This window comes from Sphingomonas sp. BE123 (assembly GCF_031456015.1).
In the GTDB taxonomy this organism is placed as follows: domain Bacteria; phylum Pseudomonadota; class Alphaproteobacteria; order Sphingomonadales; family Sphingomonadaceae; genus Sphingomonas.
The window spans coordinates 1,135,243-1,148,963 of the sequence record NZ_JAVDTW010000002.1 but is presented as its reverse complement, the minus strand read 5'-3'; the positions used below and the strand labels follow the sequence as shown (position 1 = coordinate 1,148,963).

Genomic DNA, 13,721 nt, shown 5'->3' with positions numbered 1-13,721 from the left:
GCGAGGAACGATGATGGCGAAGCGTAACACGATCCTTCTGCTCAGCGCCGCGGCGGGCCTGTTATCGGCCTGTGGCGCCGGCAGCACCCCGGGCCTTGAATCGGCCAATCAGCCGGTGGTGGCCCGTAGCGATTACATCTTCGATGCCGCGACCGACGGCAGCTATCTGGCGTCCGGTGAACAGGCGCGTGTCGCCGGCTGGCTTGCCTCGCTGCGGCTCGGCTATGGCGACCGCGTCTATGTCGACGATCCCGGTGCCACCGGGGCGTCGCGCCAGATCGCGGCCGAGGCCGGGCGCTATGGCGTGCTGCTGTCCGGCCCGGCGCCGGTGACCGCGGGCGCGGTGCAGCCCGGCATGGTCCGCATCATCGTCAGCCGGATGCAGGCGAGCGTCCCCGGATGCCCGGACCGGCGCGACACCGGTGCCGGCAATTTCGGCGGCAAGACCAGTTCCGGCTATGGCTGTGCGATCAATGGCAATCTTGCCGCGATGGTCGCCCGCCCCGAAGATCTGGTGCGCGGCGAACCCGGATCGCCGACCGCCGACCCTGCGCAGATCACCAAGTCGATCAAGGCACTGCGCGAAGCCGCGCCGACCGGCACCGGCGGCACCACGGTCAAGGCCGAAGGCACCGGCGGAGGCGGCCAGTGAACGCCCCCTTCAACCCCCAGCGCGCCGCGCACCGCGAGCCTTTTGTCGCCTTTGTGTGCGACGAGACGACTGCCGAGGCGATCCGCCCGATCGCGATCGAACAGGGCTGGAATCCGGACAAGGTCAACAAGGGCGGGCTGCGCAACGCGGTGCAGACCCTGTCGGTCTCGGCCAGCCCGAACATCCTGTTCGTCGACCTGTCCGAAAGCGGCGATCCGCTCAACGATATCAACGCGCTAGCCGAAGTGTGCGAGCCAGGCACGGTCGTGATCGCGTCGGGCCAGGTCAATGACGTGCGCCTGTACCGCGATCTCGTCGCGTCGGGCATTCAGGACTATCTGCTCAAGCCGCTGAACCCCGATATCATGCGCGAAGCGTTCGTCCATGCCCAGGCGATGCTCAACGCCCCCAAGCAGGTCGATACCGCATCCGATCGCCCGCATTGCGCGGTGGCCGTGATCGGCACCCGTGGCGGCGTCGGCGCGTCGACCATTGCGACCTCGCTCGCCTGGCTGCTCAGCGACAAGGCGGATCGAACGACCGCTCTGCTCGACCTTGACGTGCATTTCGGCACCGGCGCGCTCGCGCTGGACCTTGAGCCGGGCCGCGGCCTGACCGACGCGATCGAAAACCCCAGCCGCATCGACGGGTTGTTCATCGAACGCGCCATGGTCAAGGCGTCGGACAAGCTGGCGGTGCTGTCGGCCGAGGCGCCGATCAACTCCCCGGTCATGACCGACGGCGCTGCCTTCTTCCAGCTTCAGGAGGAAATCCGCTCCGCCTTCGAATGCACCGTGGTCGATCTGCCGCGCTCGATGCTGGTCAACTACCCGCACCTCATTTCCGACGTGCAGGTCGCGGTGCTGGTCACCGAACTCACGCTCGCCGCTGCGCGCGATGCGATCCGCATCATCAGCTGGTTCAAGTCGAATGCGCCGCACACCCAGCTAGTGATCGTCGCCAACCGCGTCCCCGCTTCGGGCCAGGTCGAAATCAGCCGCAAGGATTTTGAAGGGTCGATCGAACGCAAGATCGATTACCAGATCCCGCTGGACGTGAAGACGGCGGTACAGGCGGCAAAGCTCGGCAAGCCGCTCGCCGAAGCGGGCAAGAATGTGAAGGCGCTCAATCCGCTCGCCGAAATTGCGCGGCGCGTGGTCGCGATCACCGATGCCGGCGAGGAGTTCAGCCGCGACAAGGGCAAGGCCAGCAGCAAGGGCAGCTCGCTGCTCGGCAAGCTGACCAATTCGATCAAGCTGGCCAAGAAGGCAAAGGCGTAACCGGCGCCGGCGCATGCCGGCTGCGCGACATGGAGGCGTGGAAGGGTGGAACTGCTCCCGATGGTGATGCTGGCGGGTGGCACCTTCATGGTGCTTGCGCTGCTGATCCTCGCCTTTTCCGGCCCCTCGGCAAAGGCCGCAGGCTCGCGCCGGCTGACCTCGCTGCGCGACCGCCACGCCGGTGTCGTCGGCGCGGGCGCGGTCGAAGCGCAGCTGCGGCGCATTTCCACCGCACGGTCGAGCCGCATGGACAATGTGGCGACGCGGCTGCTGCCCAACCCCGCCGAACTCGGCAAGCGGCTGGCCATGACCGGCAAGAGCTGGACCGTCGGCCAATATGGCACTGCGTCGGTCGGGATCGTCGCGGTCGTCGCTGCGGCATTGATGGTTCAGGGGCTTCCGGCGCTGCTCGCGCTGCTCGTCGGCGTAGTCATCGGCGCGGGCCTGCCGCATCTGGTCGTCGGTTTCCTGATCTCGCGCCGGGTCGGCAAATTCACCGCCAAATTCCCCGACGCGATCGAACTGCTGGTGCGCGGCCTGCGCTCGGGCCTGCCCATCACCGAAACCATGGGCGTGGTCGGCGCCGAGGTCGAAGGGCCGGTGGGCGAGGAATTCCGTTCGATCAGCGACAAAATGAAGATCGGCCGCACGCTCGATCAGGCGCTGCAGGAAACGGCCGACCGGCTCGGCACGCCCGAATTCCAGTTTTTCTGCATCACCATCGCGATCCAGCGTGAAACCGGCGGCAACCTTGCCGAAACGCTCGCCAACCTTGCCGAAGTGCTGCGCAAGCGCAGCCAGATGAAGCTCAAGATCAAGGCGATGTCGTCCGAGTCCAAGGCGTCGGCCTACATCATCGGCGCCCTGCCCTTCATCGTGTTCGGCATGATCTGGTCGATCAACGACACCTATATGCAGGGCTTCTTCGCTGACCAGCGGCTGATGATCGCCGGCGGTGGCGGCATCATCTGGATGGGCATCGGGGCCTTCATCATGGCCAAGATGATCAATTTCGAGATTTGATGCGATGATGACCACTCCAACCGGCCCCACGCTGCTCGGCGTCGACGTCTTCTACGTCGCGACGATCCTGGCCGGCATCGCCGCGTTCAGCGTGCTGCTTGCCATCTATGCCGCCGTGTCGGTGCGCGACCCGATGACCAAGCGCGTCAAGGCGCTCAACGAACGGCGCGAACAGCTCAAGGCGGGCATCACCGCCTCGACCAGCAAGCGGCGCGCCAAGCTGGTCCAGAAGAATGCGACCACCGATCGCATCCGCGACCTGCTGTCGTCGCTCAAGGTGCTGCAGGACGAGCAGGTCAAGACCGCGCAGGTCAAGCTGATGCAGGCCGGCATCCGATCGAAGGACTATGCCGTCGCGGTCATTTTCGGCCGCATGGTGCTGCCGATCGTTCTGGGCGGGACCATCGCCTTCCTGGTGTACGGCACCGACATGTTCGCCGACTGGACCCCGCTCAAGGCCTATGGCCTGGTCGCGGGCACCGCCATCCTGAGCTACAAGGCTCCCGACCTCTATCTCAAGAACAAGATCCAGAAGCGTTCCGACGCGATTCGCAAGGGCATTCCGGACGCGCTCGACCTGCTGGTGATCTGTGCCGAAGCGGGACTCACCGTCGACGCTGCATTCGGCCGTGTCGCCAAGGAACTGGGCAAGGCCTATCCGGAGCTGGGCGAGGAATTCTCGCTGACCGCGATCGAGCTCGGTTTCCTGACCGATCGCCGCCAGGCCTTTGAAAATCTGGCGACCCGCATCGATCTCGACTCGGTGCGCGGGGTCGTCACGACCATGATTCAGACCGAAAAATACGGCACGCCGCTGGCATCGGCGCTGCGCGTCCTCTCGGCCGAGTTTCGCAACGAGCGGATGATGCGCGCCGAGGAAAAGGCCGCACGCCTTCCCGCGATCATGACCGTGCCGCTGATCCTGTTCATCCTGCCGGTGCTGTTCGTCGTCATTCTCGGCCCCGCCGCCTGCTCGATCAACGACGCGCTGATGACCGGCTGACCCGCGCCCGGCCCGCGATTCGGCGGGTGGCGCTCGGCTTCCGCTTTGGTTAACCTGTTTCGAACGCGAAACGGGGAGACGCGACCATGTTGTTTACCACGCCCACCGAATGGGCGGCTCTCGGCCTCACGCTCGTTGCCGGTTGGCTGTTCGGTCTTGCCAGCAGCTCCGGCGGAAAGAAGTGGAAGCAGCAGCTCGAAGCCGCCGAGCTCGACTATGCCAGCGCGCGCGACCGCGACGAAGAAGAGCTGCGCACCGCCCGTGCACGGGTCCGCGATCTGGAGCGCGAGGTCCGCGCGCTGCAGACCGCTGCGCCGGCTGCTGCGGCTGCCGCACCGGTCGCTGCCGTTGCCGCCGCCGCGCCGGTCGCTGCCGAACCCGCTGTCGAAACCCCTGCCCCTGCCCCCGTGCAGGAGGAGGTTCAGTCGGCCGAGGCCGAGACGAACTTTCAAGCGCCAGCGGCCACGCCCGACACGCCGGCAGATGCGGGCGGAGCGGATGCAGCTGCGCCGGGAGCGGCTGATCCGGTCGATGCGGGAGGAAGCGTAGCAGAACCGGCCACCGCCGAGAGCGAGTGGCTGCCGCCGCATGTGCGGGCACCGGAGCCGGCGAACCAGCACTGACCGGCGATTCAACGCCGGTCGAGCAACACCTGCTGATAATGTTCGACCACGTCGGCGAGGGGCCGCCCCTCGCCGTCGAGCACGATCGCCCGATGCCGCACCACCACGCCACCGGGCGGGACCCGGCCGGGCCGGACGCGCCAGGTGGAATAGGTCCGGCGATAGGGCGACAGCGGCAGGACCACCCGGCCAAAAGGCGTATCGCCCTGGTCCAGCTGTGCGTTCATCGCCGGGGTCAGGCGCGATGCGACATACCAGTTGATCGCTTCCGACAGCAGATGATCGCCGCACATCAGCCGCACGCGGCGATAGCCCAATAGTTCGTGTTTCGCGACCTTGAGCCGGGTCCGCGCTGGCGATGCGCTGGCCACCACGCGCCCGCGCGTGACCTCGGCGCGGACGCGCGGCGGATCGGCCAGCCCCAGCGCAGCACAGCGCGATTCCAGTACCTGCGTCGCCGTTCGGGCGGCCCGCAGCTCGGCGTCGAGGCGCTCGACAGGCGTCATCTGGGCCGCAGCCACCGCCTCGACCAGCACTGCCACCGGCACCATGGCACTCATCCGGCGCCCAGTGCGCCAGCGAGAGCGAAGCCCGGAATTCGCGGATCGAGGCGGGTGGTCATCGCGACGCGATAGCCGCGCCCTCAGCCATAGGCCAGCCGAATCGGCGCATGCGCCGCGCTGCCGCTCGCCCGCGTTCCCGCGCCGCTGCCATTTGCCTGTTCGGCAAGCGTCGTGATCTCGCGCATCAGGTTGCGCGCTGCCGCCGACGTCTCCTCGACCATCGCTGCATTCTGCTGCGCGGTCTGGTCCATCGCGGCAATCGCGCTGGTGATCTCGCCGATCGCCGTCGACTGTTCGGCATTTTCGCTGGCGATGGTGTCGAGCAGCTGGTGCACATCGGCAACATTTTCGGAAATGCCGGTCAGCGCGCCATCGACCTGCCGCACCGCCTCCACCGCGCTCGTCACCTCGGCCTGAGTCACGGTCAGCTGGTCGCGCGCGCGCTTCGCCTCTTCCTCCGCACGCATTGCCAGCGCCGAGACCAGGTCAGCCACGACAGCGAACCCGCGCCCCGCTTCGCCCGCCCGCCCGGCTTCGACCGCAGCGTTCATCGCCAGAACGCGCGTCTGGAACGCGATCTTGTCCAGACCCTCGATCACGTCGTCGATACCCTTGGCGGACTCGCTGACCCGCCCCATCGCGTTGACCGCCACTTCGGCGACGTTGCGGCCGGCATTGACCGCGTTCATCGCCCCATCGGCACGCGCAACGGTCTGGCCCGCCGCTTCCGCCGTGGCGCGCAGCCGCTGGTCCATCTGCAACACCGAGGCGTTGGTTTCCTCAAGGCTTGCTGCCGTCGCCTCGGTGCGGCGGGCAAGGTCGTCCGACGCGGCGACGATCTCGCTCGCACCGGTCAGCACCGCGCTGCTGGTCTGCGAAATCGTCTCGAGCAGGGTGTTCAGCGCGGCCTCGCGCTTGCGCGTTTCTTCCGCCGCGCGGTCACGCTCGGCCTGCGCTTCCTCGAAATAGACGGTCACCGCCAGCTCCATGTCGAGCATCACGGCCTTCAGCAGCACCGCGATCTGGTCTGCGCGCGTACCCTTGCCGCGCTTCAGCCAGCCCTGCGGCTGCGACCCCAGATAATCGTGGATCAGCTGGTCGACGACGATCGCGTACGACCCGACATACCATTGCGGTTCAAGCCCGATCTTCGCATGGACCTTGCCCACGCGCCGCACGCTTTCGAGATAGTCTTGGTCGAACCGGCCGCTCCACAGCCGTTTCCAATGCTGGTCCTGCAGGTTGCGCGCCGCGCTCATATGCTGGGCGTCGCGGAAATAATGGCGCAGCGCCGGGGTCTCGGCGATCTTGTCGTACAGCCGTTTATGCGCCGCCGCGACCAGCGGTTCCAGTTCGCGACCCAGTTCCTGCAGGGTGGCCCGTTGCGCCTCATCAAAGCCGATAAAGGCGAGCCGGGGACCCAACATGTCATTCAGCATCTGGCGGACCTCTCTATTGGTTCAGAGGCTCCTCTCTCGATGCGTCTGCGTCGCGACAGGACAGCACCGACGGAAGCGTCGATGCTATCCTAGCGCGACCGTTACGGCCCCGGTCGCGGGCAGGCAAAACAATCAGACCAAAACGTTCTGATTAACGTGAACGTAATGCCGCCTGCGCTGCCGCCAGCCGAGCGATCGGCACACGATAAGGCGAGGCAGAGACGTAATCGAGGCCGGTCTGCTCACAGAAAGCGATCGAGGCGGGGTCGCCGCCATGCTCGCCGCAAATGCCGAGCTTGATGTCCGGGCGGGTCGCACGGCCACGCTCGGCGGCGATGCTGATCAGCTCGCCCACACCCTCGACATCCAGGCTGACGAACGGATCGCGGGCGTAGATGCCCTTTTCCACATAGGTGGTCAGGAACCGCCCGGCATCGTCGCGGCTGACGCCCAGGGTCGTTTGCGTGAGGTCATTGGTGCCGAAGCTGAAAAATGCCCCCGCCTCCGCAATCTCGCCCGCGCGCAGCGCGGCCCGCGGCAGTTCGATCATCGTGCCGACCAGATACTCGATCGTCCGTCCCTGCTCCGCGAACACCGCCTGCGCGGCGCGATCGACCACCGATTTCATCAGCTCCAGCTCGCGCTTGGTACCGACGAGCGGGATCATCACCTCCGGAACCGGCGCCGCGCCCGACTTCTCCGCGACAGCACACGCCGCTTCGAAGATCGCGCGCGCCTGCATCTCGTAGATTTCGGGATAGGTCACGCCGAGGCGGCAGCCGCGATGGCCGAGCATCGGGTTGAACTCGTGCAGCTCCGCCGCGCGGCGGCGCAGCGTTTCGACGTCGAGCCCGGCAGCCTTGGCCACTTCCTCGAACTCCGATTCCTCATGCGGCAGGAATTCGTGCAGCGGCGGATCGAGCAGGCGGATCGTGCAGGGCAGCCCCGCCATGACCTCGAAAATCTCGATGAAATCGGCGCGCTGCTCCGGCAGCAGCTTGTCGAGCGCGGCGCGGCGCCCGGCCTCGTCGCTCGCCAGGATCATCTGGCGCACCGCGGTGATCCGCGCCGCGTCGAAGAACATATGCTCGGTGCGGCACAGGCCGATGCCCTCCGCGCCAAACTCGCGCGCGGTGCGGCAGTCGAGCGGGGTTTCGGCGTTGGTGCGGACCTTCAGGCGGCGGACTTCATCGGCCCACACCATCAACGTGCCGAAATCCCCGGCCAGTTCGGGCTGGATCGTCGGGACGGCGCCGAGCATCACCTCGCCGGTGGTGCCGTCGATCGTCAGTACCTCGCCCTCGCGCACTTCGCGCGTGCCGATCCGCATCACGCCTTCCGACGCCTTGATCGACAGCGTGCCTGCACCGGAAACGCAGGGGCGGCCCATGCCGCGCGCGACCACTGCGGCGTGGCTGGTCATGCCGCCGCGTGCGGTGAGGATGCCCTTGGCCGCATGCATGCCGTGAATGTCTTCCGGGCTGGTCTCGACGCGGACCAGGATCACAGCGTCGCCCGCCGCAGCGCGCTTCTCGGCCGTGTCGCTGTCGAACACCGCGATGCCCGACGCCGCACCGGGCGAAGCCGGCAGCCCCTTGGTCAGCACGTCGCGCGGCGCGCTCGGGTCGAGCGTCGGGTGGAGCAGCTGGTCGAGCGCCGCGGGATCGACCCGCAGGATCGCCTCTTCGCGCGTGATCAGCCCTTCATTGGCCATATCAACCGCGATCTTCAGCGCGGCCTTGGCGGTGCGCTTGCCCGAGCGGGTCTGGAGCATCCACAATTTACCGCGCTCGACCGTGAACTCGATGTCCTGCATGTCGCGGTAATGGCGTTCGAGCTGGTCGAACACGCGCGCCAGCTCGGCATAGGCCTCGGGCATCGCCTCTTCCATCGACAGCGGCTTGGCCCCCGCCTTTTCGCGCGCGGTCTTGGTCAGATATTGCGGCGTGCGGATGCCGGCGACGACGTCCTCACCCTGCGCGTTGATCAGGAACTCGCCATAATAGGCATTTTCGCCAGTCGCGGGGTCGCGGGTGAAGGCCACCCCCGTCGCCGAGGTATCGCCCATATTGCCAAACACCATCGCCTGGACATTGACCGCCGTGCCCCAGTCGCCAGGAATGTCGTTGAGGCGGCGATAGACCTTCGCGCGCTCCGACTGCCACGACCCGAACACCGCACCGATCGCGCCCCACAGCTGGTCGTGCACGTCCTGCGGGAACGGCTTGCCCCACAATTCCTGCACCAGCGCCTTGTACTCCTCGACCAGCTTGCGCCAGTCGGCGGCGGTCATCTCGGTATCGAGGCTGTAGCCGCGATCTTCCTTGGCGATCTCCAGCGCTTCCTCGAACCGACCGTGATCGAGTTCGAGCACGACGTCGGAATACATCTGGATGAAGCGGCGATAGCTGTCCCACGCAAAGCGCGCGTCGCCGCTGGTCTCCGCCAGCCCGACCACGGTGGCGTCGTTGAGGCCGAGGTTGAGGACCGTGTCCATCATCCCCGGCATCGACACGCGCGCGCCCGAGCGGACCGAGACGAGCAGCGGGTCCGCCGCATCGCCGAATTTCTTGCCGGTCACGCCTTCGATATGCGCGACGCCGGTTGCGACCTCGGCCTTCAGGCTGTCGGGGAAGCTCTCGCCATTCTCGTAATAGAGCGCACAGACCGGGGTCGAAATGGTGAAACCGGGCGGTACCGGCAGGCCGATCGACGCCATCCCGTCGAGGTTCGCGCCCTTGCCGCCGAGCAGATTCTTGTCGCCCTGGCCGCCGTCGGAAACATCCCCGCCGAAGCGGTACACATAGCGAGTCATTCGAACCCCTTCCGTGACTTGGGCCGCGCCTACCGCAGGTGCGAACAAGGGGAAAGGGCTTGTCCCCCGTTGTCAGGGGGAAGAAATGCTACAGTGGTGTGAAATTATGGGGATGGAGTGGGGCTGTGGACGGTGGTCCTTATCGTCACCCCCGCGAAAGCGGGGGCCCATCTCCCACACGGTCGGCGCAACGAACCGGCGCGGCCGGTGGACGGTCCGGGAGATGGGCCCCCGCTTTCGCGGGGGTGACGCATGAGGGTGGGACAGCGCCCCCCTGAAAGCGTGCTACCCCTCGATCTTCCCGAAATCCGCCACCCGATGCACCGCATCCCGCATCCGCGCCAGCAGCGCGAGCCGCGCCGCGCGCTTGGCGGGGGCGCTGTCGTTGACCGTCACATCCGCGAAGAACGAATCGATCGGCGCGCGCAGCGTCGCGAGCGCGGCCATCGCGCCCTCGAAGTCCTCAGCCTCGACCGCAGCCGCCGCCTTGGGCTCGGCCGCGTCGAGCGCAGCGATCAGCGCCGCCTCGGCGGGTTCGGGAGCAGCATTGACCCCTGCCCCCTCGGGCACGCCGCCTTCCTTCTTCAGGATATTCGCCGCGCGCTTGTAGCCTGCGAGCAGGTTCGCGCCATCCTCGGTCGCCATGAACGCCTGCAGCGCATGGACGCGCGCGAGCAGGCGGACAAGATCATCCTCCCCGCCCAGCGCGAACACCGCGTCGATCAGGTCGTGACGGACGCCCGCTTCGCGCTGCTGGACCTTTAGGCGGTCGGCGAAGAAATCGAGGATACTATCAACGACGGTCGGCATTTTTTCGAGACGTTCAGGATATGGATTTCGTGCGTCGCTACCCCAAGCGTATTGCGTCCAAATCTCATCCTTCGACTTGGTCCAAAACCACTGCCGGGCGGTGCGCTCAAGCTCCGTGTCGGCAGACTGGCCGAGCGCCAAATGTCCGGCCAGAAGGGGCCAGAGCCCGGCACGGCACTCATTCGCGAACAACAGTCGAAGCACTGCGAGCGCCGAACGCCTGAGCGCATATGGATCTTTTGAACCAGACGGCTTTTCGTCAACAGCAAAGAACTGGACGATAGAATCCAGCTTATCCGCCAACGACACCGCCACCGTAACCGGCGGAGTGGGCACGTCATCCCCCTGCCCGACCGGCTTGTAATGGTCGCGGATCGCGGCGGCGACGGCGGGGTCTTCGCCCTGCGCGGCGGCGTAATAGCCGCCCATCAGGCCCTGTAGCTCGGGGAATTCGCCGACCATGCCGGTAACGAGGTCCGCCTTGCACAACCGCGCGGCGCGTTCGGCGAGGTCCGGGTCCGCCTTGACGATCCCTTCCTCGGCCAACCACCGCGCAAGCTTGGCGACGCGGTCGACCTTGTCGGCGACGGTGCCGAGCTTTTCGTGGAAAACGATCTTCTCGAGCTTCGGATGCAGGTCATCCAGCCGCGTCTTCAGATCGGTCTCATAGAAAAACCGCGCATCGCTCAGCCGCGCGGCGAGCACCTTCTGGTTGCCCGCGACGATGCGCTCGCCACCGTCCGCCGCGTCGATGTTCGCGGTGCAGATAAAGGCGTTCGCCAGCTTGCCATCGGCATTTGTGCAGACAAAATATTTCTGATTCACGCGCGCGGTCAGCTGGATCACCTCGGGCGGGACATCGAGGAACGCGGCGTCGAAGCGGCCCAGCAGCGGCACCGGCCATTCGGTGAGGCCGGCATTCTCGATCAGCAGCCCTTCGTCCTCGACCAAAGTCAGCCCGGCCTTGTTCGCCGCCAGCTTGGCGCCGACCGCGATGGTCGCGCGGCGTTCATTCTGGTCGACGATCACATACGCATCGCGCAGCTGATCGACATAGGTCGCGGCGCTGGTGACGGTGATCGCGTCGGGGTGATGGAAGCGGTGGCCGACCGTGACGGCACCGGACGTCACGCCCGCAACTTCGCAATCGACGACCGTATCGCCGAGCAGCGCGACGATGCCCTGCAGAGGGCGGACCCAGCGCAGGCTTTCGGTGCTGAGCGACGCCTCGCCCCAGCGCATCGATTTGGGCCAGGGAAAGGCGCGGACGATCGCCGGGATGGCTTCGGCCAGCACATCGGCGGTGGCACGGCCCGGCTTGTCGATCACCGCGAATAGCGTCGCACGGCCCTTGACGTCGCGCATCTCCAGCGCGTCGCGGGTCAGCCCGGCCTTGCGCAGAAACCCTTCGACCGCCGCATCGGGCGCATCGGCGGGCGGGCCTTTCAGCTCCTCGCTCACCGCCGCGGTCTGCGCGGGCAGGTCGCGGGCGATCAGCGTCAGGCGGCGCGGGGTGGCGTAGGTGACGAGGCTCGCTGCCTTCAGGCCCGCCTTGTCGAGTTCGGCGGTGAACAGGCGCGCAAGATCCTCGCGCGCCTTGTCCTGCATGCGTGCCGGGATTTCTTCGGAGCGAAGCTCAAGGAGGAAGTCGGTCACAGGCTCCACTCCGGATATTTGGCGCTCCAGTCGGGCGTCATATGTTCGATATACGCCTCGCAGCTGCCCTTCGCGAGATCGCGGACGCGGCCGATATAGGCCTGGCGCTCGGCGACCGAGATGACGCCGCGCGCCTGGAGCAGGTTGAACAAATGGCTCGCCTCGATCGCCTGTTCATAGGCGGCGATGGGAACGTTGTTCGTCAGGCAATTCTCGCACTCGGCCATCGCCTTGCGGAAGCCTTCGAACAACGTCTCGGTGTCGGCGACTTCGAAATTATACTTCGACATCTGGCGCTCGTTCTCGAGGAACACGTCGCCATAGGTGACGCCCGCATCGTTGAACGCCAGATCGTACACGCTGTCCTTGTTCTGGATATACATGGCGAGGCGCTCGAGGCCGTAGGTCAGCTCGCCCGCGACCGGCTTGCAGTCAAAGCCGCCCATCTGCTGGAAATAGGTGAACTGCGTCACCTCCATCCCGTCGCACCACACTTCCCAGCCAAGGCCCCAGGCGCCGAGGGTCGGCGATTCCCAGTCATCCTCGACGAAGCGGATATCGTGCTTGAGCGGATCGATGCCGATCGCGGTCAGGCTGCCGAGATACAGTTCCTGCAAATCGGGCGGGCTGGGCTTCAGGATCACCTGATACTGGTAATAATGCTGCAGCCGGTTGGGGTTCTCGCCATAGCGGCCATCGGTCGGGCGGCGGCACGGCTGAACGAACGCGGCGTTCCACGGCTCCGGGCCGAGCGCGCGCAGCGTCGTCGCGGTGTGGAAGGTGCCGGCACCCATGCGCATGTCATAGGGCTGAAGGATCAGGCAGCCGCGCTGGCTCCAATAATCATGGAGGCGCAGGATCATGCCCTGGAAGCTGAGCGGCGTGGTCATGGTGCCGGGCTTTGGCGAAAGGGCGATACGCGGTCAACTGCGGTTGACGCGAGGGGCGCGGGCGGCTTTGGAGGGGCGATCATGTTCAAACGTCTGATCGCCCCCCTCGCCGCCCTGATGCTGTCGGGCTGTTCGCTGTTCGGGGAGGACGCCGACCCGGCCCTGTGGGTGGTCAAGGATGGCGACACCACCATCTATCTGTTCGGCACCGTCCATGTGCTGAAACCCCGGATGCACTGGTTCGACGAAGGCGTGCACGAGGCGTTCGACGCGAGCGACGAAGTGGTGCTGGAGATCGCGAAGCCCGACCCGCAGGCGATCGCCGCGCTGACCGCGCAGCTCGGCACACGCGGCGGCCCGCCCTTCGCGCCGGAGGTCGATGCGGCGGCGCGCGATCTGGGCATGCCGGCGGGTGCGATCGACAAGCAGGAGCCGTGGCTGGCGGCGCTGACACTCACCCGGCTCGCCGTGGCGCGCGCGGGCTATGACAGCGCCGCAGGGGTCGAGGCCAGGTTGTCGGAGGCGGCGGAGGATGCGGGCAAGCCGGTGCGCGCGCTCGAATCCGCGCGGGGGCAATTGATGCTGCTCGACGGCCTGTCGGGCGCCACGCAGAGCGCGATGCTCGACGCGAGCGTCAAGGCGCTTCCGACAACCGGTGCGCGGATCGACCGCTTTGTCGCCGCCTGGGCGCGCGGCGACGCCGAAACCGTCGGTGCCGAACTCAATCGCGAGGCGCAGGCCGCGCCCGAACTCGCCGATGCGCTGATCGCGCGGCGCAATGTTCGCTTCGCCGACTGGATCGCGGCGCGGATGGGCCAGCCGGGAACCGTGTTCGTCGCAGTCGGCGCGGGCCATCTTGCCGGCAAGGGCAGCGTGCAGGCGCTGCTGGGCGATAAGGGGCTGAAGGTCGAGCGCGTGGTATATTGACCGCAACTTGCCTTTCCCCCGCCCCTCGCCTATAGGCGCG

Annotated in this window: 11 protein-coding genes; 6 read left to right on the top strand and 5 right to left on the bottom strand. The window is 66.7% G+C overall.

The annotated features are described in order from the left end of the window. The first annotated feature begins 13 nt into the window (after positions 1-13). From J2Y54_RS13680 to J2Y54_RS13660, 5 genes are all read left to right on the top strand, one after another. Positions 14-652: a CpaD family pilus assembly lipoprotein gene (locus tag J2Y54_RS13680; RefSeq protein WP_310040493.1), complete on the top strand. Its 639-nt coding sequence runs from the start codon at positions 14-16 to the stop codon at positions 650-652. Beyond that, on the top strand, positions 649-1,932 hold the full coding sequence (locus tag J2Y54_RS13675; RefSeq protein WP_310040491.1) for a pilus assembly protein CpaE: 1,284 nt from the start codon (positions 649-651) through the stop codon (positions 1,930-1,932). The genes J2Y54_RS13680 and J2Y54_RS13675 overlap by 4 nt, the downstream gene beginning before the upstream one ends. Positions 1,933-1,977: 45 nt before the next feature. Next, on the top strand, positions 1,978-2,955 hold the full coding sequence (locus tag J2Y54_RS13670) for a type II secretion system F family protein (protein ID WP_310040489.1): 978 nt from the start codon (positions 1,978-1,980) through the stop codon (positions 2,953-2,955). 7 nt (positions 2,956-2,962) lie between these two features. Then, complete coding sequence (locus J2Y54_RS13665) at positions 2,963-3,958, top strand: type II secretion system F family protein (RefSeq protein ID WP_310040486.1); 996 nt, start codon at positions 2,963-2,965, stop codon at positions 3,956-3,958. Positions 3,959-4,044: 86 nt separating this feature from the next. Beyond that, positions 4,045-4,581 carry a hypothetical protein gene (locus tag J2Y54_RS13660; protein ID WP_310040483.1) on the top strand — a complete coding sequence of 179 codons (537 nt, stop codon included), beginning with the start codon at positions 4,045-4,047 and terminating at the stop codon, positions 4,579-4,581. An 8-nt stretch (positions 4,582-4,589) separates the two neighbouring features. Here the strand turns inward: J2Y54_RS13660 and J2Y54_RS13655 are convergent, their stop codons facing one another. The 5 genes from J2Y54_RS13655 to J2Y54_RS13635 all read right to left on the bottom strand — a co-directional run bounded on the left by J2Y54_RS13655 (position 4,590) and on the right by J2Y54_RS13635 (position 12,754). Beyond that, on the bottom strand, positions 4,590-5,141 hold the full coding sequence (locus tag J2Y54_RS13655) for a hypothetical protein (protein ID WP_310040482.1): 552 nt from the start codon (positions 5,139-5,141) through the stop codon (positions 4,590-4,592). 83 nt (positions 5,142-5,224) lie between these two features. After that, positions 5,225-6,583: a globin-coupled sensor protein gene (locus J2Y54_RS13650; RefSeq protein ID WP_310040480.1), complete on the bottom strand. Its 1,359-nt coding sequence runs from the start codon at positions 6,581-6,583 to the stop codon at positions 5,225-5,227. A 151-nt stretch (positions 6,584-6,734) separates the two neighbouring features. Next, the gene (gene ppdK / locus J2Y54_RS13645) at positions 6,735-9,398 is read right to left on the bottom strand and encodes a pyruvate, phosphate dikinase (RefSeq protein ID WP_310040477.1); all 2,664 of its coding nucleotides are present in this window, start codon (positions 9,396-9,398) and stop codon (positions 6,735-6,737) included. Positions 9,399-9,683: 285 nt separating this feature from the next. After that, entirely contained in the window at positions 9,684-11,864 is a 2,181-nt protein-coding gene (glyS, locus tag J2Y54_RS13640) for a glycine--tRNA ligase subunit beta (RefSeq protein WP_310040475.1), read from the bottom strand. Next, positions 11,861-12,754, bottom strand: a complete 894-nt coding sequence (locus J2Y54_RS13635) for a glycine--tRNA ligase subunit alpha (RefSeq protein ID WP_310040472.1) — start codon at positions 12,752-12,754, stop codon at positions 11,861-11,863. The genes glyS and J2Y54_RS13635 overlap by 4 nt, the downstream gene beginning before the upstream one ends. Before the next feature lie 81 nt (positions 12,755-12,835). Here J2Y54_RS13635 and J2Y54_RS13630 point away from each other — a divergent pair, with 81 nt between their 5' ends. After that, positions 12,836-13,681, top strand: coding sequence for a TraB/GumN family protein (locus J2Y54_RS13630; RefSeq protein WP_310040469.1), 846 nt, complete (start codon positions 12,836-12,838; stop codon positions 13,679-13,681). Positions 13,682-13,721 lie beyond the last annotated feature (40 nt).